Origin of the sequence: Streptomyces sp. NPDC001406 (assembly GCF_042895285.1) — a bacterium.
GTDB lineage: Bacteria > Actinomycetota > Actinomycetes > Streptomycetales > Streptomycetaceae > Streptomyces.
In genome coordinates, this window is the sequence record NZ_JBIAWG010000017.1 from 14172 (window position 1) to 31465 (window position 17294).

Here is a 17294-nt window from a genome sequence, read left to right on the forward strand (position 1 = left end):
CTTGGCCGTAGGGAAACATGGTGACCGGTCGCTCGGTGGTCGGGAACATGGCGACCGGTCACTTGGTGGCCGGGAACGTGGCGACCGGTCACCTGGTAGCCGGGCTCATCGCGACTGCGCTGCCGACCGGGCTCATGGTGAGCGGGTGGGCGGCCATGGTCCCGAGTCAGTCCCGGGTGGTGTCTCTCCGGGTTTCCAGGATCTCCAGTACCAGTCGTGCCGTTTCCGTGGGTGTCCCGCCCACCCGTACCCCGGCCGCCTCCAGTGCCCGCCGTTTCGCCGCCGCCGTGCCCGTCGAACCCGACACGATCGCGCCCGCGTGCCCCATGGTCCTGCCCTCGGGCGCGGTGAACCCGGCGATGTAGCCGACGACGGGCTTGGTCACGTGCTCGCGGACGTACGCCGCCGCGCGTTCCTCCGCGTCTGCGCCGATCTCCCCGATGAGGACGATCAGCTCGGTGTCGGGGTCGTCCTGGAAGGCGGTCAGACAGTCGATGTGGGTCGTGCCGACGACGGGGTCACCGCCGATGCCGACACACGTGGAGAAGCCGATGTCACGGAGTTCGTACATGAGTTGGTACGTCAGCGTGCCCGACTTGGACACCAGGCCGATCCGGCCGGGCTTGGTGATGTCGGCGGGGATGATGCCCGCGTTGGACTGGCCGGGGGTGATCAGACCGGGGCAGTTGGGGCCGATGGTTCGGGTGCCCTTCGACCGTGCGTACGTGGTGAAGGCGACGGAGTCATGGACGGGGATGCCCTCCGTGATGACGACGGCGAGGCCGATGCCGGCGTCGGCGGCCTCGGTCACGGCCGTCTTGGCGAAGGCGGGCGGGACGAAGACGACGGTGACGTCCGCGCCGGTCGCCTGGATGCCCTCGCGGACCGACCCGAAGACCGGGACGGCACGGTCGTCGAAGTCGACGGTGCGGCCGGCCTTGCGCGGGTTGACGCCGCCGACGACGTCCGTTCCGGCCGCGAGCATCCGGCGGGTGTGCTTCATGCCCTCGCCGCCGGTCATGCCCTGGACGAGGACCTTGCTCTCCTTGGTGAGGTAGATCGCCATGTGCCGGCTCCTCAGGCTGTGTGGGCGAGTTGGGCGGCCTGGCGGGCGGCGGTGTCCATCGTGGTGGCCTGCTGGACCAGCGGGTGCGCCCGGCCGTCGAGGATCGCGCGACCGGCTGCCGCGTTGTTGCCGTCGAGGCGCACTACCAGCGGCTTGGTCAGCCGGACCGTGTCCAGGGCCCGGACAATGCCCTCGGCGACCGCGTCGCACGCGGTGATCCCGCCGAAGACGTTGACGAGGACCGACTTCACGGCCGGGTCGGAGAGGATCAACGACAGCCCGTCGGCCATGATCTGCGCGGACGCACCGCCGCCGATGTCCAGGAAATTGGCCGGGCGGGCGCCACGGCCGGCGACCACGTCGAGGGTCGACATGACCAGCCCGGCACCGTTGCCGATGATGCCGACCTCGCCGTCGAGCTTGACGTAGTTGAGGCCGCGGGCGGCGGCCACGGCCTCCAGCGGGTCGTGGTGATCCGTGTCAGCGGCGCCCCAACGGGCCTGTCGGAAGCGGGCGTTGTCGTCGAGGGTGACCTTGCCGTCGAGGGCGAGGAGCCGGCCCTGCCGGGTGCGGACGAGCGGGTTGACCTCGACGAGCAGGGCGTCCTCGCGGACCAGCACCTGCCACAGTCGTACGAGGACGTCGACGGCCTGCGGCGGCAGGGCTGCCGCGTCGGCGATCTCGGTCGCCTTGGCCGAGGTGACTCCCCGGGCCGGGTCGACGGGGACCCGGGCCACGGCCTCGGGCCTGCTCGCCGCCACCTCCTCGATGTCCATGCCGCCCTGCGCGGAGGCGATGGCGAGGAAACGGCAGGCCGCGCGGTCGAGCACGTAGGAGACGTAGAACTCGGTCTCGATGTCCACGGGTTGGGCCAGCATCACCTTGCGGACCGGGTGCCCCTTGATGTCCATGCCGAGGATCTGGCGCGCCGTCAGCTCGGCCGCCGCCGGGTCGGCGGCGAGTTTCACTCCGCCCGCCTTGCCCCGGCCGCCGGTCTTCACCTGCGCCTTGACGACGGCCCGGCCGCCGAGCCTGCGGGCGATCTCACGGGCCTCCTTGGGCGAGTCCGTGACCTCGGCACGCGGCACCAAGATGCCGTGTTCCTCGAAGAGTTCCCTTGCCTGGTGTTCGTACAGGTCCAAATCCGGCTCCTGTCTTGAAAGTGTCGCACGCCCCCTGGACACCACCCACCGGATGCGGGATAACAAGCTTCATACAGTATTCGTCGACTGTATGCAATATACGAAAGCGTTCCAACCCCCTACGAAGGGACAGGACTTCGCCATGCCCGACGACACCCAGGACGTGATTTCCGGTGGTCATCTCGTTGCCAAGGCGTTGAAGGCCGAGGGGGTCGACCGCATCTACACGCTGTGCGGCGGCCACATCATCGACATCTACGACGGCTGCGTCGACGAGGGCATCGAGGTCGTCGACGTACGCCACGAGCAGGTCGCCGCCCACGCGGCCGACGGCTACGCGCGCATCACCGGCAAACCCGGCTGCGCGGTCGTCACCGCCGGCCCGGGGACCACCGACGCCGTCACCGGTGTCGCCAACGCCTTCCGCGCGGAGTCCCCGATGCTCCTCATCGGCGGCCAGGGAGCCCTGACCCAGCACAGGATGGGGTCTCTCCAGGACCTGCCGCACGTCGACATGATGACGCCGATCACCAAGTTCGCGGCCACCGTGCCGGACACGGCGCGCGCGGCCGACATGGTGTCGATGGCGTTCCGCGAGTGCTACCACGGCGCGCCCGGCCCCTCCTTCCTGGAGATACCGCGCGATGTCCTCGACGCCAAGGTGCCGACGGCGAACGCGCGGGTGCCGAAGCCCGGCGCCTACCGCGCCTCCACCCGTTCGGCCGGCGACCCCGAGGCGGTCGAGAGGCTCGCCGACCTCCTCGTCCACGCCGAGAAGCCCGCGATCCTGCTGGGCAGCCAGGTGTGGACGACCCGGGGCACGGCAGCGGCCATCGACCTCGTACGCACCCTGACCGTCCCGGCGTACATGAACGGCGCGGGACGCGGCACCCTGCCGCCCGGCGACCCCCACCACTTCCAGCTGTCCCGCCGCTACGCCTTCTCCCACGCCGACGTCATCGTCATCGTCGGCACGCCCTTCGACTTCCGCATGGGCTACGGCAAACGGCTCTCCCCCGAGGCGACCGTCGTGCAGATCGACCTCGACTACCGGACCGTCGGCAAGAACCGGGACATCGACCTCGGGATCGTGGGCGACGCCGGCCTGGTGCTGAAGTCGGTGACCGAAGCCGCCTCCGGGCAGGCTCTTAATGGACACGGCAACGGCGGCGCGTCGAAACGCAAGGAGTGGCTCGACGAGCTGCGCGCCGCCGAGCAGACCGCGATCGAGAAGCGGCTGCCGAGCCTGAAGTCGGACGCCTCGCCCATCCATCCGTACCGACTCGTCAGCGAGATCAACGACTTCCTCACCGAGGACTCGATCTACATCGGCGACGGCGGCGACATCGTCACCTTCTCCGGGCAGGTCGTCCAGCCCAAGTCGCCCGGCCACTGGATGGACCCGGGCCCGCTGGGCACCCTCGGCGTCGGCGTCCCCTTCGTGCTCGCGGCCAAGCAGGCGCGGCCCGACAAGGAAGTGGTGGCCCTCTTCGGCGACGGCGCGTTCTCCCTCACCGGCTGGGACTTCGAGACCCTCGTCCGCTACGACCTCCCCTTCGTCGGCATCGTCGGCAACAACTCCTCCATGAACCAGATCCGCTACGGCCAGGCCGCCAAGTACGGCGCCGAGCGCGAGCGGGTCGGCAACACCCTCGGCGACGTCCACTACGACAAGTTCGCGCAGATGCTGGGCGGCTACGGCGAGGAGGTCCGCGACCCCGCCGACATCGGCCCCGCGCTGCGGCGCGCCCGCGAGTCGGGGAAGCCCTCGCTGATCAACGTCTGGGTCGACCCGGACGCGTACGCCCCCGGAACCATGAACCAGACCATGTACAAGTGAGGTGAACGCCCATGACCGCCAGGGCACTTGAGGGCATTCGCGTCCTCGACATGACCCATGTCCAGTCCGGCCCCTCCGCGACCCAGCTGCTCGCCTGGCTCGGCGCCGACGTCGTCAAGCTGGAAGCGCCGACCGGTGACATCACACGGAAGCAGTTGTGCGACCTCCCTGAAGTCGACTCCCTCTACTTCACGATGCTCAACTGCAACAAGCGCAGCATCACGCTCAACACCAAGACCGAGCGCGGCAAGGAGATCCTCACCGAGCTGATCCGGCGCTCGGACGTCATGGTCGAGAACTTCGGGCCGGGCGCGATCGACCGGATGGGGTTCACCTGGGACCGCATCAAGGAGATCAATCCGCAGCTCGTCTATGCCTCCATCAAGGGGTTCGGGGACGGCCCGTACACCGCTTTCAAGGCGTACGAGGTCGTCGCGCAGGCCATGGGCGGGTCGATGTCGACCACCGGCTTCGAGGACGGACCGCCGCTGGCGACGGGGGCCCAGATCGGGGACTCGGGGACGGGTGTGCACGCCGTGGCGGGGATTCTCGCGGCCTTGTTCCAGCGCGAGAAAACCGGGCGTGGGCAGCGGGTCAACGTGGCTATGCAGCACGCTGTACTCAACCTGTGCCGGGTGAAGCTGCGGGACCAGCAGCGCCTGGCACACGGGCCGCTCGCTGAATATCCCAACGACGACTTCGGCGCGGAGGTTCCCCGCTCCGGAAACGCGTCCGGCGGCGGCCAGCCCGGCTGGGCGGTCAAGTGCGCGCCGGGCGGCCCGAACGACTACGTGTACGTCATCGTGCAGCCCGTCGGCTGGCGGCCGATCACCGAGCTGATCGGCCGGCCCGAGCTGGCCGACGCCCCCGAGTGGGCGACACCGCAGGCCCGGCTGCCCCGGCTGAACAAGATGTTCCAGCTGATCGAGGAATGGTCCTCGACGCTGCCCAAGTGGGAGGTGCTGGACCGGCTCAACGCCCACAACATCCCCTGCGGGCCGATCCTGTCCACCAAGGAGATCATCGAGGACGAGTCGCTCATCGCCAACGAGATGGTCGTCCGCGTACCGCATCCCGAGCGCGGCGAGTTCGTGACCGTCGGCAGCCCGCTCAAGCTCTCCGACTCCCCCGTCGAGGTGACCGGTTCCCCGCTGCTCGGCGAGCACAACGAAGAGGTCTACATCGGCGAGCTCGGCCTCGGCGACGAGGAACTGCGCCTGCTCAAGTCGAACGGGGTGATCTGACGTGATGGCCGAAGACCGGGTGCTCAGGGTGCGGTCGCTCCTCGACTCCGTGCGCGCCCGGGGACGTACCGCGCTGACCGCGCCCGAGGGCAAGGTGATCGCCGACGCGTACGGGATCGCCGTACCCGGCGAGGAGCTGGCGACGGACGTCGACGAGGCGGTGGCGTACGCGGCACGGTTCGGCGGACCCGTGGTGATGAAGATCGTCTCCCCGGACATCCTGCACAAGACCGACGCCGGTGGGGTGATGGTCGGCGTCGAGGGCGCGGCGGACGTACGGGCGGCCTTCCACCGGATCGTCGAGAACGCGCGCGCGTACGCCCCCGAGGCCCGTATCGAGGGCGTCCAGGTCCAGGAGTTGCTGCCGCGGGGCCAGGAGGTCATCATCGGCGCGGTGACCGACCCGACGTTCGGGAAGGTCGTGGCGTTCGGCCTCGGCGGGGTGCTGGTCGAGGTGCTGAAGGACGTCACCTTCCGGCTCGCGCCCGTCGACGGCGACGAGGCGCTGTCCATGCTGGACTCCATCGGGGCGGCGGAGGTGCTGCGCGGGGTGCGCGGTGCGCCGGGCGTGGACCGGTGGGCGGTCGCCGAGCAGATCCGGCGGGTGTCCCAACTGGTCGCCGACTTCCCGGAGATAGCCGAGGTGGACCTCAATCCGGTGATCGCCACCGAGCAGGGCGCGGTCGCGGCCGACATCCGGGTGATCCTCGCCGAGAGCCAGCCGCCGCCCCGTAGGAAGTACACCCGCGAGGAGATCCTCACCTCGATGCGGCGGCTGATGCAGCCGGCCTCCGTCGCCGTCATCGGCGCCTCCAACGAGCAGGGCAAGATCGGCAACTCGGTGATGCGCAACCTCGTCGACGGCGGCTTCGCCGGGGAGATCCACCCGGTGAACCCCAAGGCCGATGACATTCTGGGCCGCAAGGCGTACAAGAGTGTCACGGACGTTCCCGGTGAGGTGGATGTGGCGGTCTTCGCGATACCCGCCAGGTTCGTGGCCGCGGCGCTGGAGGAGGTGGGACGCAAGAAGATCCCCAACGCCGTGCTCATCCCCTCCGGGTTCGCCGAGACCGGCGAGCACGAACTGCAGGACGAGATCGTGGCGATCGCCGAGCGGCACGGCGTGCGCCTGCTCGGGGCGAGGTCCAGCTGCGCGAGGATGCGCAGGGCGGAGCACGTACGCGCCGGCCGGCTGCGTCTTTGTGCTCGCGTCGACGATATCAACTCCCGCTGGTCCGCCCCACGTTGGCGAGGGCGGACCAGCGGCGCCGCTCTGGCGGCACGGGACCTACGCCGGCCTCACCGGCCGGACACCGCCCGCACGACGATGCGGCGCGTTCTCGGCCCTGGCGGAGCTGCCGCGCGGTTCCTCCTCGGCCGGTGCTCAGGACTCAGCGCGGTCGTGATACGAGCGCCGGGTGTGTTCCGTGTGTTCGCGCATGAGGTCCGTGGCTTGCTGTTCGTTGCGGTCGGCGATAGCGGCGATGAGGGCGCGGTGCTCGATCCAGGACTGGTGGCCGCGCTGGCGGGCCACCGGTGTGTAGTACCAGCGGACGCGGCGGTCCACCTGGCCGGCGAGCTCGGCGAGGACCGCGTTGCCGGCCAGATCCATGATCTTGGCGTGGAAGCGGGCGTTCAGGGCGACGGCGGCGTCCACGTCGTCGGCGGCCACGGCCTTCTCGCCCTCGGCGCACAGCTCCTCCAGCGCCCCGATTCCGGCGCTGCCCGCGTTCGCGGCGGCCAGCCGGGCCGCCTCGGCCTCCAGGAGCGTACGGACCGTGAGGAGCTGGTCGGCCTCCTCCTCGGTCGGCTCGTGCACGAACGCTCCCTGGGCGGGCCGCAGATCGACCCAGCCCTCCGTGTTGAGCCGCTGCAGCGCCTCCCGCACGGGTTGCCGGGAGACACCCAGGTGCCCGGCGAGCTCGCTCTCCACCAGGTGCTGGCCGGGCTGCAGCGCGCGGGTGGTGATGAGTTCGAGCAGGGCCTCGTAGACACGGTCGCGCAGCGGGCCGGGCCGTTCGAGCTTGGGCACCGCACCCTGCGGCAGTCCGGGCGACAACATTCGCGCTCCCCCTCCTCGACAGGGCCGGAAGCCCAGTATCGATTGTCTTTCGTCTACAGTCTACGGCGCACAAGCGCCACGAAGAGGGGGAGTCGGGCGCATCACACCGCGGACGGGGCGCGCGGCGGCGCCCACCCGCCCGCGCGGCCCCTCACGGGCACCGTACGACCTGACCGGCGTACGACAGGTTGCCGCCGAAGCCGAACAGCAGCACCGGGTCACCGCCACAGATCGCGCCCTGCTCGACGAGCTTGGACAGCGCGAGGGGAATGCTGGCGGCGGAGGTGTTGCCCGAATCGGCGACATCACGCGCGACGACGGCGTTGACGGCGCCGATCTTCTCGGCGAGGGGCTCGATGATGCGCAGGTTGGCCTGGTGCAGCACGACCGCGGCGAGCTCCTCCGCTGCGATGCCGGCCTTCTCGCAGGCACGGCGCGCGATGGGCGGCAGCTGGGTGGTGGCCCAGCGGTAGACGCTCTGCCCCTCCTGCGCGAACCGCGGCGGTGTGCCCTCGATCCGCACGGCGTGCCCCATCTCCGGCACCGACCCCCACAGCACGGGCCCGATCCCGGGCTCCTCCCCCGGCCCGCACGCCTCCACGACGGCGGCCCCCGCCCCGTCGCCGACGAGAACGCAGGTGGTGCGGTCGCTCCAGTCGGTCACCTCGGACATCTTGTCGGCGCCGATCACGAGGGCGCGGGTCGCGGCCCCCGCGCGGACGGTGTGGTCGGCGGTGGCCAGCGCGTGCGTGAACCCGGCACAGACGACGTTCACGTCCATCGCGGCGGGCTGCGGAATGCCGAGCCGGGCCGCGACGCGGGCCGCGGTGTTCGGCGAGCGGTCGATCGCGGTGGAGGTGGCGACCAGCACCAGGTCGATGTCGCCGGGCGTCAGCCCCGCCGCCGCGAGCGCCTTGGCGGCGGCGTACGCGGCAAGCTCGTCCACGGGCTCGGCGGGCCCCGCGATGTGCCGCGTCCGGATGCCCACCCGGCTGCGGATCCATGCGTCACTCGTGTCGACCATGCCCGCCAGGTCCTCGTTGGTGAGTACCTTGGCGGGCTGATAATGGCCGACTGCGGTGATGCGCGAGCCATTCATGTGGGGCTCCCCCTCGTTGCCGTTGGTTGCGGGATGCACCAGTCTTGTCAGTGACTCACGGGTACGGCGGCAGCCGAAGCCACAGGATTCGGGCGACCTCGTTGTCGGCTTCCATCAGACCTTCGGACGTCCGACCACTCCCCCACAGACACCGGAACAGCGACGCGCGAACCCTTGCCGTCCCACCTTCCATACTGTAGACAATATTTCGACGACAGAATTCGGCCGTGACCAACCTCCACACCACCTCCGCGGTATCCCTCGAACCGAACGGAGCGTTTCCGTGAAAGTCGCAGTCCTCGGCGCCGGTGCGATCGGCGCCTACGTCGGTGCCGCGCGGGCGCCGATGTGCATCTCATCGCCCGTGGACCGCACCTGGCGGCCATGAGGCGGCACGGAGTGCGGGTGCTCAGCCCGCGCGGCGACTTCACCGCGCGCGCCCACGCCACCGACGACCCGGCCGAGATCGGCCCGGTCGACTATGTCTTCCTGGGCCTGAAGGCCAACTCGTACGCGGCGTGCGGGCCGTTGATCGAGCCGCTGCTGAACGACACCACGGCGGTGGTCGCGGCCCAGAACGGCATCCCCTGGTGGTACTTCCACCGGCACGGCGGCCCGTACGACGGCCACCGGGTCGAGAGCGTGGACCCGGGCGGCGCGGTCAGCGCGGTGCTCGCGCCCGAACGGGCCGTCGGCTGCGTCGTCTACGCGGCGACGGAACTCGAAGGGCCGGGCGTCGTACGGCACTTGGAAGGCACCCGGTTCTCGATCGGCGAGCCCGACCGCGACGTATCGCCCCGCTGTCTGGCCTTCGGCGAGGCCATGCGCTCGGGCGGCCTGAAGTGCCCGGTCGAGCCGGATCTGCGCAACGACATCTGGCTCAAGCTGCTCGGCAACATCTCCTTCAACCCGATCAGCGCGCTGGCCCGCGCGACCATGCGGCAGATGTGTCTGCACGGCGGCACCCGCCGGGTCATCGAGACCATGATGCGCGAGACGCTCGCCGTCGCCGAGGCCCTCGGCTGCGAGGTCGGCGTGTCCATCGAGCGGCGGCTGGCCGGCGCGGAACGCGTCGGCGACCACCGCACCTCCACGCTCCAGGACCTGGAGCGCGGCAAGCCGCTGGAACTCGACGAGGCGAAGCCGGACCGCTTCGGCCCGGACGCGGCCCGTCTCGACGAGGAACCCAGGATCGACAACGATCTGTATGTGCGCGACTACGACAAGTGCATCCTCTGCTACAAGTGCGTGGACGCCTGCGGCGACCAGTGGCAGAACACCTTCGCGATCTCCGTCGCCGGCCGTGGCTTCGACGCCCGTGTCGCCGTCGAGCACGACGCGCCGCTGACCGACTCGGCCTGTGTGTACTGCGGCAACTGCATCGAGGTGTGCCCGACGGGGGCGCTGTCGTTCAAGTCGGAGTTCGCCATGCGCGCGGCGGGTACCTGGGACGAGTCGAAGCAGTCCGCGACGACCACGGTGTGCGCGTACTGCGGAGTGGGCTGCAACCTCACCCTCCATGTGCAGGAGAATGAGATCGTGAAGGTCACCTCGCCGCACGACAACCCGGTGACCCACGGCAATCTCTGCATCAAGGGCCGATTCGGCTACCAGCACGTACAGAACCGGGGCTGATCAGAACATGGGACGAGTCACGGAACGACGCAAGGTGATCCGCATCAGGGACGGCGCCGTCTCCACCCGCCCGGACACGCTCGTCGCCGAGGAGCCCCTGGAGATCCGCCTCAACGGCAAGCCCCTCGCGATCACCATGCGCACCCCGGGCGACGACTTCGCGCTGGCCGCCGGCTTCCTGGTGAGCGAGGGCGTACTGGCGGCGGCGTCCGATCTGCAGAACATCGTCTACTGCGCGGGCGCGACGGTCGACGGCTCCAACACCTACAACGTGGTGGACGTACGGACCACGCCGGACGTCGCCATTCCCGACATCACGCTGGAGCGGAACGTCTACACCACCTCGTCGTGCGGCCTGTGCGGCAAGGCGAGCCTCGACGCGGTCCGTACGACGACGCGCTGGCCCGTCTCCGACACGCCCCCCGTACGCATCGAGCCCGCGCTGCTCGCAAGCCTTCCGGACCGGCTGCGGGAGTCCCAGCGGGTGTTCGACCGGACCGGTGGGCTGCATGCGGCGGCCCTGTTCACCGAGGACGGGGAGCTGCTCGACATACGGGAGGACGTGGGCCGGCACAACGCCGTCGACAAGCTGGTCGGCCGCGCCCTGCAGAACGGCGACCTGCCCCTGTCCCGCACCGTCCTGCTGGTGTCGGGCCGGGCCTCCTTCGAGCTGGCGCAGAAGGCCGTGATGGCGGGCATCCCGGTGCTGGCCGCCGTCTCGGCCCCGTCCTCCCTGGCGGTGGACCTGGCCGCCGAGACCGGCCTGACCCTGGTGGGCTTCCTGCGGGGCAGCTCCATGAACGTGTACGCGGGTGAACACCGGCTTGCCCTGAAGGCCGCGGCCGCCCAGGCCTGACCGGCTCCCCGCGACACGGCGGCGGGCCCCCGCCGGCGGGGAGCGCCCCCTGCGCCGGCGGGGGCTGCTGTTGTTTTGCTCGGTCGCCTACGGGGCGCCTAAGCCGGTGTCGAGAGCCCGATCGTGCTCAGCCCTTCGGGCCTCCGCGCGTTCGTGCTCTGGACACCGGCGCGCCCCTTCGGCTCCCTCGGGCCGGCGCGTTGGGAAGGGCGACGTCGGTGGGCCCTTGCCGATTGCTTGTGTGGGCTCGTTGGCTGGTCAGGCCGGGTTGAAGCGCAGCTCTGCCGCCGAAGGCACCACCGAACCCAGCCTCGGGAAGTCCAGGCGCACCGATGCCTCGTGTTCCGGTGTGGTGAACGCTGCCATGGCGGGCTCCACGAAGACCAGGTCGTAGCCCAGGTCGTGCGCGGCGCGGGCGGTGGACTCGACGCCCAGGTTGGTGGCGATTCCGCCGAACACCAGTGTGGTGATGCCGCGTTGCCGCAGGCCCGCGTCGAGGTCCGTGCCCTGGAAGGCGCCGATCGTCCGCTTCACGATCTCCAGGTCGCCGTCCCGCAGCAGTCCGGCGACCAGTCCGCTGCCGGGCGGCTGCTCGGCGACCGCAGGCCGTTCGACACGAATGAGCACGACGAGTGCCCCGGCCGAACGGAAGACGTCCGCCAACTCCTCTGCAGCGACTAGGACTTCGGTGCCTTTACGGGGCTCCAGGGGCAGCGCGACGATGCGGTCCATCAGATCGACTAGGACGAGTGCGGTGCGCGCCGGATCGAGCGCCAGGGGTGCGGTCATGACGGAACGTTAGCCGCCGTCAGCCGTCCGTACCGGAAATCCGGATCAACAGGCCCATGAACTGGTCACGTTCGGCGGACGACAGCGGGGCGAGCAGCGTCCCTGAACCGCGAAGTGGCTGCACGCTCCTTGTGAGGCGCCCGAGGCCCCAACTACCGTCGATGAAGTGCACGTTGGACGTCGGATGTCCGAATGTCCCGATGACCGGATGACTCATGTCCCTATGCCTCCGACGCATGAAGGGCAGGTCGCACCATGCCGTCAAGAGTTCGCGCACGACTGAGAGCCACCCTGGCCGCCGCCTTCGCGGCGGCCGCGCTGTCGGTGCTGCCGAATCCGGCGCACGCCGCCCAACCGGCCGCCGACAACCCCGACTTCGAGCAGCAGATCCTCTTCAAGGCGTCCCAGGACCCCGGATACGCCTGCTTCCGCATCCCGGCCGTCGTGCAGACCACCGACGGCACGCTCCTCGCGTTCGCCGAGGGCCGCGTTCTCAACTGCGGCGACGCGGCCGACATCGACATCGTGGTGAAGCGCTCCACCGACGGCGGGCGCACCTGGGGCCCGCTGCGGGTGGTCAACGAGGGCGCCGGCGACACCCATGGCAACCCGGCGCCGATCGTGGACCGCGAGACCGGCCGCATCCTGCTGGCCGAGACATACAACACGGGCCGTACGGACGCCGCCAGCTGCTCCGTCCCCTGTGATCGCACCCCGCATCTGCAGTACAGCGACGACGACGGACTGACCTGGTCGAAGCCGCACGATCTGAGCCCCGAGATCCTGCCCGCGGACTGGAACTCCTGGTACGCGACCGGCCCGGTGCACGGCCTCCAGCTCACCCGCGGCAAGGACGCCGGCCGGCTGGTCTTCGGCGTCAACACCGAGACCTGGGACGGCAGCCGGGTCACCGCGAATCACGGGGCGCTGATCGTCAGCGACGACGGCGGCGACCACTGGCGGATCGGGGCCACCGACACCTGGCCCATCGCCGAGGACCGCACCTTCCGGCAGAAGCCGTCCGAACTGACCCTCACCGAGCGCGTCGACGGCTCCCTCCTGGTCAGCGGGCGCGAACAGGACGGCACCGACCTCGGCCACCGCACCCAGACCGTCAGCCGCGACGGCGGCGAGAGCTTCGTCGCCCCCTTCCGCGACCTCCCCGACCTCTACACCCCGCAGGTCCAGGGCTCGACCCTGCGCCTGGGCAGCCGCATCCTGCTGGCCTGCCCCGGCGACCCCGACCGCCGCCGGACCATGATGATCCGCTCCTCCTACGACGGCGGCCGCACCTGGGACAGCGTGGACCGCGGCACGGTCGTCACCACGGACTGGTCCGGCTACTCCGACATGGTGCGCGTCGACCACGACACCGTGGGGCTGATGTACGAGGGCGGGGCGGTCGACGCACGCGACGAGATCCGTTTCGCCCGCTTCACCGAGGACTGGCTCCAGCCGCGCCGCGGGCCCGACCCGACCACCGCCGACCGCGCCCGGCACGCCCCGCGGGCGGCCGTACTCGGTGACGCCGAGGAGACCGAAGGCGTGGCGGGCGGCGCCCTGAAGTTCGACGGCGTGGACGACGCCGTACGTCTGCCGTATCACGACGAACTCCCGCTCGGCACCAAGGACTTCACCGCGTCGCTGTGGTTCCGGTACTCGGCCGCCACCGGTGAGCAGCCGCTGCTGTGGATGGGTGGCATCGGCTCCACACAGCCCCAGGTGTGGCTGCGCGGCGAACCGGACAGCAACCGGGTGCGGGCCCTGATGACCGTACGCGAGGGCGCGTCGACCGTGCGCACGGCGTCGCTGTGGACCACCGGGGCGTACAACGACGGCCAGTGGCACCATCTGGCGCTGCGCCGGGACGGGGGCACCTCCCTGCTCGAGCGGAGCCGAGAGCCTGGGGGAGGACGGCTGTCGCTGTTCCTCGACGGTGTGCAGTCGTCCGTCGCCGATGTGGCGGGCTCGGTGAGCCGCAACTCGCCGTTCGGTGTGCACATCGGCCAGCGCATGGACAGCCGGGCCTTCTTCACCGGGGCCATCGACGACGTCCACGTCTGGGACCGCGCGCTGAGCGACGACGAGCTGTCCGACCCGCAGATGCTCCGGTCGGTGAAGGACACCGTGCTGTGGCTGCCCATGGACCATGTGAGCGGCGGCCACTAACGTCCCGGGGGTGCCCGAGGACGCACGAGCACGACGGCGGACGGGAACCGGGGTCGGCCTGCTGCTGACCCTGGTCCTCGCCGCCGTGCTGCTCACCGCCCTCCCCCAGGACCGCCACGGGGAGGGCGGCGGTGGGTGCGGGGCCCGTACGGTCGCCTCCTGGACGTACGACGCCGCGCTCACCGGCGCATTCGCCCGGTACGGCGACGACCCGGTCCGCACCGACGACTGGACCGGCGGCGACGGCACCCACTCGGTGCGGTTGCCGGACGGCCGGGTGCTGTGGCTGTTCTCCGACACCTACCTCGGCCAGGTGCACGGGCCGCCCAACTCCTTGGGCGAACCCCACGCCTGGCGTGACGCCTCGGCCCCCATGGTGCGCAACTCGGCCGTGGTGATGGACCGGGGCCGTCTCACCGCCACCCTCCCCGCCCCGCTGTTCCCGGACCCGGCCCCGGACCAGTGGCGCTGGCCGGTCGCGGCCCGGGTCGAGCCCCGCTCCCCCGGCTCGGCCGAGAGCGTCGTCAGGGTGCTGCTGTGGGTGCGGACGGCCGGTCAGTACCCGTGGATCTACGGCGTGCCCGGCGCCACCGAGGTCGCCACGCTGTCGCTGCCCGACCTGCGGGTGGAGTCGGTCGTACCGGTCCTCGACCAGCGGCTGGTGCCGGATCCGTCCCGGCGCGTGCTGTTCGGGACCACGCTCGTCGCGCGGGGCGGCTGGACGTACGTCTTCGGCGGTGACGACGGCCAGGCGGCCACCCGCAGGCCCTCCTCGGCCTATCTGGCACGGGTGCCGGAGGGCAGACTGGCCGAGCCGGGGGCCTGGCGGTACTGGGACGGCTCCGGGTGGACGTCCGCGCCCGCCGCGCGACCGGTGCTCGGGGACGGGCGGCGCACCGGGGTGGGCAGCGCGTTCTCGGTGGTCCGGGACGAGGGGTCGTACGTCCTGTTCACCATGGCGGCGGGCACGACCGGTCTGACCAGGGTCACCTGGTACTGGGCCTGCTCCCTTACCGGCCCGTGGCACGGACCGGGCCGGGGCTTCGGCGCGCGGCTGCCGCGCGGACAGGTGGCCGCGTACAACCCGCAGGTGCATCCGGCGCTCGGCGCCGGGGGCGGACGGCTGGTGCTCAGCTACGACGTCAACTGGCTGGAGACCACGACCGCCTCGGTCGGCATCAGCGGGAACGTGGACCTGTACCGACCGCGGTTCGTGACCCTCCGGCTGACGCGGACGGGCTCGTGACCTCGGGGTCGTGTGCCCGGCGCTTGGCGATGACCGCGCACACCATCAGCTGCATCTGGTGGAAGAGCATCAGCGGCAGCACGGCCAGGGAGGCGTGCGCGCCGAACAGGACGCTCGCCATCGGCAGTCCGGAGGCCAGGGACTTCTTCGACCCGGCGAACTGGATGGCGATCCGGTCCCCGCGACCGAAGCGCAGCGCCTTGGCGCCGTACCAGGTCAGGGCGAGCATCACGGCGAGCAGCGCGGCCTCGACGACGAGCAGTCCGGCCAGCCGTACGGGGCTCACCCGGTGCCAGATCCCCTGGACCATGCCCTCGCTGAACGCGGTGTAGACGACGAGCAGGATCGAGCCGCGGTCGACCAGGCCGAGGACCTTCCTGTGGCGGGCGATGAACTTGCCGATCCACGGGCGCAGCACCTGGCCGGCGAGGAACGGGACCAGCAGTTGCAGCACGATCTTGATCAGCGAGTCGGCGGAGAATCCGCCACCGCTGCTGCCCAGCAGCGCCGCCGCCAGCAGCGGGGTGATGACGATGCCGACGAGCGAGGAGAAGGAGCCGGCGCAGATGGCGGCGGGCACATTGCCGCGGGCGATCGATGTGAACGCGATCGACGACTGGATCGTCGACGGCACGAGCGTGAGGAAGAGCAGGCCCTGGTAGAGCGGCTGGGTGAGCAGCACCGGTACGAGTCCGCGGGCGGCCAGACCGAGCAGCGGGAAGATCACGAAGGTGCAGACCAGGACGGTGGTGTGGAGCCGCCAGTGGCGCAGCCCGTCCAGCGCCTCACGCGTGGACAGCCGGGCGCCGTAGAGGAAGAACAGGAAGGCGATCGCGGCGGTGGACGCGCCGGAGGCGACATCGGCGGCCGTACCCCGGGCCGGGAGGAGCGCCGCTACGCCCACTGTCCCGAGCAGCAGCAGGATGTACGGGTCGATCGGCATCCGACTCGGCCGGCGCAGGCGTTTCACGGTGCTCCACTTGCTGTACGTCTCGTGAGGGTCCGGATCGGGGCCGGAGGGCCCCTCTCCATCGTCCTCTCCCGGCTGCCGATCGGGAATCAGGCATACCACTCTGACAGTCATCACGTTCCGCGATAGCCTGGCTGCGTGTACGACCCCTCCCAGCTGCGGACCTTTCTGGCGGTCGCCCAGACGCTCAGTTTCACGCAGGCCGCCAAGCGGCTCGGGCTGCGCCAGTCGACGGTGAGCCAGCATGTGCGGCGCCTGGAGGACGCCGCCGGGCGGCAGCTGTTCGCCCGGGACACCCACTCCGTGGAGCTGACCGAGGACGGCGAGGCCATGCTCGGTTTCGCCCGCCGGATCCTGGAGGTGCACGAGCAGGCGACGGCGTTCTTCACGGGCACACGGGTGCGCGGCCGGCTGCGCTTCGGCGCGTCGGAGGACTTCGTCCTCACCCGGCTGCCGGAGATCCTGGAGGGCTTCCGGTACGACCATCCCGAGGTCGACCTGGAGCTGACGGTGGAGCTGTCCGGCACGCTGCACGAGCAGCTGACCGCGGGGAAGCTCGACCTGGTGCTGGCCAAGCGCCGGCCGGAGGATCCGCGCGGCGAGCTGGTGTGGCACGACGAGCTGGTGTGGATCGGCGCGGACCGGCTCCGCCTGGACCCCGAGCGCCCGGTCCCGCTGATCGTCTATCCCCCGCCCGGCATCACCCGGGCACGGGCCCTGGAGGCACTGGAGCGGCAGGGCCGCCCGTGGCGCATCGTCTGCACCAGCGGCAGCCTCAACGGCCTGATCGCGGCGGCCCGCGCGGGTCTCGGCGTGATGGCCCACTCCCGGGGCCTGGTACCGCCCGGCCTGTTCCGGGTACCCGACCGAGCGGGCCTGCCGGAACTGGGCAAGGTGGACTTCGTCCTGGTACACGGCCGCCGCCGCCCCTCCGCGGAGGACGCGGCAAACGCACTGGCGACAGCCATCCTGACAGGCGGCGACCGCCTGCATCCGCGCCGGCGCGGCGGCCGCTGATACTTCTGCCGGGCCGCACTGGACGGGGCGAGGGGACCACGGGCCCCGTGACCGACCGCGAGGCGGCAGGCATACGCCGTAATCGCGTCGTACAGATTCAGTGGAGATTGCGGTGTCGAAACTTACTGAAGCGTAAGTATTCTGTCCGACCCTTCCCCA

13 protein-coding genes and 2 pseudogenes are annotated in these 17294 nt (G+C 70.7%); 8 read left to right on the plus strand and 7 right to left on the minus strand.

Annotated features, from left to right (window positions below):
• Positions 1-166: 166 nt before the first annotated feature.
• Together sucD and sucC are read right to left on the minus strand one after the other, a co-directional pair.
• Positions 167-1066, minus strand: coding sequence for a succinate--CoA ligase subunit alpha (gene sucD / locus ACFY1J_RS34850; RefSeq protein WP_390732596.1), 900 nt, complete (start codon positions 1064-1066; stop codon positions 167-169).
• An 11-nt stretch (positions 1067-1077) separates the two neighbouring features.
• A complete protein-coding gene (gene sucC / locus ACFY1J_RS34855; RefSeq protein WP_390732597.1) occupies positions 1078-2208 on the minus strand; it encodes an ADP-forming succinate--CoA ligase subunit beta in 1131 nt (376 codons plus the stop codon).
• A 142-nt stretch (positions 2209-2350) separates the two neighbouring features.
• Between sucC and ACFY1J_RS34860 the strand changes: the two genes are divergently transcribed.
• From ACFY1J_RS34860 to ACFY1J_RS34870, 3 genes and pseudogenes are all read left to right on the plus strand, one after another.
• The gene (locus tag ACFY1J_RS34860; RefSeq protein WP_390732598.1) at positions 2351-4048 is read left to right on the plus strand and encodes a thiamine pyrophosphate-binding protein; all 1698 of its coding nucleotides are present in this window, start codon (positions 2351-2353) and stop codon (positions 4046-4048) included.
• 11 nt (positions 4049-4059) lie between these two features.
• Positions 4060-5292, plus strand: coding sequence for a formyl-CoA transferase (gene frc, locus ACFY1J_RS34865; RefSeq protein ID WP_390707002.1), 1233 nt, complete (start codon positions 4060-4062; stop codon positions 5290-5292).
• A gap of 4 nt (positions 5293-5296) precedes the next feature.
• Positions 5297-6430: pseudogene (locus ACFY1J_RS34870) on the plus strand (acetate--CoA ligase family protein); the annotation flags it as partial.
• A gap of 246 nt (positions 6431-6676) precedes the next feature.
• Here the strand turns inward: ACFY1J_RS34870 and ACFY1J_RS34875 are convergent.
• Both ACFY1J_RS34875 and ACFY1J_RS34880 read right to left on the minus strand, forming a co-directional pair.
• Positions 6677-7354: a GntR family transcriptional regulator gene (locus ACFY1J_RS34875; protein WP_390732652.1), complete on the minus strand. Its 678-nt coding sequence runs from the start codon at positions 7352-7354 to the stop codon at positions 6677-6679.
• Between the two features lie 151 nt (positions 7355-7505).
• Positions 7506-8453, minus strand: coding sequence for a beta-ketoacyl-ACP synthase III (locus ACFY1J_RS34880; protein ID WP_390732599.1), 948 nt, complete (start codon positions 8451-8453; stop codon positions 7506-7508).
• Positions 8454-8837: 384 nt separating this feature from the next.
• Here ACFY1J_RS34880 and ACFY1J_RS34885 point away from each other — a divergent pair, with 384 nt between their 5' ends.
• On the plus strand, positions 8838-10088 hold the full coding sequence (locus ACFY1J_RS34885; RefSeq protein ID WP_390707004.1) for a 2-dehydropantoate 2-reductase: 1251 nt from the start codon (positions 8838-8840) through the stop codon (positions 10086-10088).
• Between the two features lie 7 nt (positions 10089-10095).
• On the plus strand, positions 10096-10944 hold the full coding sequence (gene fdhD / locus ACFY1J_RS34890) for a formate dehydrogenase accessory sulfurtransferase FdhD (protein ID WP_390707005.1): 849 nt from the start codon (positions 10096-10098) through the stop codon (positions 10942-10944).
• Between the two features lie 258 nt (positions 10945-11202).
• Here fdhD and ACFY1J_RS34895 read toward each other — a convergent pair whose 3' ends face one another.
• Positions 11203-11733 (minus strand): isochorismatase family protein, encoded by a 531-nt coding sequence (locus ACFY1J_RS34895; protein ID WP_390707006.1) that lies wholly within the window; start codon positions 11731-11733, stop codon positions 11203-11205.
• Positions 11734-11752: 19 nt separating this feature from the next.
• Positions 11753-11830, minus strand: a pseudogene (locus ACFY1J_RS34900) (MarR family transcriptional regulator); the annotation flags it as partial.
• Between the two features lie 158 nt (positions 11831-11988).
• On the opposite strand from ACFY1J_RS34900, the gene ACFY1J_RS34905 reads away from it, so the two are divergent.
• Positions 11989-13902, plus strand: a complete 1914-nt coding sequence (locus ACFY1J_RS34905; RefSeq protein ID WP_390732600.1) for an exo-alpha-sialidase — start codon at positions 11989-11991, stop codon at positions 13900-13902.
• Between the two features lie 10 nt (positions 13903-13912).
• Positions 13913-15148 carry a DUF4185 domain-containing protein gene (locus ACFY1J_RS34910; protein ID WP_390707008.1) on the plus strand — a complete coding sequence of 412 codons (1236 nt, stop codon included), beginning with the start codon at positions 13913-13915 and terminating at the stop codon, positions 15146-15148.
• Here the strand turns inward: ACFY1J_RS34910 and ACFY1J_RS34915 are convergent.
• Positions 15081-16091: a bile acid:sodium symporter family protein gene (locus ACFY1J_RS34915; RefSeq protein ID WP_390707589.1), complete on the minus strand. Its 1011-nt coding sequence runs from the start codon at positions 16089-16091 to the stop codon at positions 15081-15083. The two genes, ACFY1J_RS34910 and ACFY1J_RS34915, sit on opposite strands and share 68 nt — an antisense overlap.
• Before the next feature lie 165 nt (positions 16092-16256).
• Between ACFY1J_RS34915 and ACFY1J_RS34920 the strand changes: the two genes are divergently transcribed.
• A complete protein-coding gene (locus tag ACFY1J_RS34920) occupies positions 16257-17135 on the plus strand; it encodes a LysR substrate-binding domain-containing protein (protein WP_390707009.1) in 879 nt (292 codons plus the stop codon).
• Positions 17136-17294 lie beyond the last annotated feature (159 nt).

Coding starts and splice junctions, on each gene's coding strand:
- frc (WP_390707002.1), top strand. CDS start 4,060: ATGACCGCCAGGGCACTTGAGGGCATTCGCGTCCTCGACATGACCCAT.
- ACFY1J_RS34915 (WP_390707589.1), bottom strand. CDS start 16,091: ATGCCGATCGACCCGTACATCCTGCTGCTGCTCGGGACAGTGGGCGTA.
- ACFY1J_RS34860 (WP_390732598.1), top strand. CDS start 2,351: ATGCCCGACGACACCCAGGACGTGATTTCCGGTGGTCATCTCGTTGCC.
- ACFY1J_RS34880 (WP_390732599.1), bottom strand. CDS start 8,453: ATGAATGGCTCGCGCATCACCGCAGTCGGCCATTATCAGCCCGCCAAG.
- fdhD (WP_390707005.1), top strand. CDS start 10,096: ATGGGACGAGTCACGGAACGACGCAAGGTGATCCGCATCAGGGACGGC.
- sucD (WP_390732596.1), bottom strand. CDS start 1,066: ATGGCGATCTACCTCACCAAGGAGAGCAAGGTCCTCGTCCAGGGCATG.
- ACFY1J_RS34905 (WP_390732600.1), top strand. CDS start 11,989: ATGCCGTCAAGAGTTCGCGCACGACTGAGAGCCACCCTGGCCGCCGCC.
- ACFY1J_RS34875 (WP_390732652.1), bottom strand. CDS start 7,354: ATGTTGTCGCCCGGACTGCCGCAGGGTGCGGTGCCCAAGCTCGAACGG.
- ACFY1J_RS34885 (WP_390707004.1), top strand. CDS start 8,838: ATGAGGCGGCACGGAGTGCGGGTGCTCAGCCCGCGCGGCGACTTCACC.
- ACFY1J_RS34895 (WP_390707006.1), bottom strand. CDS start 11,733: ATGACCGCACCCCTGGCGCTCGATCCGGCGCGCACCGCACTCGTCCTA.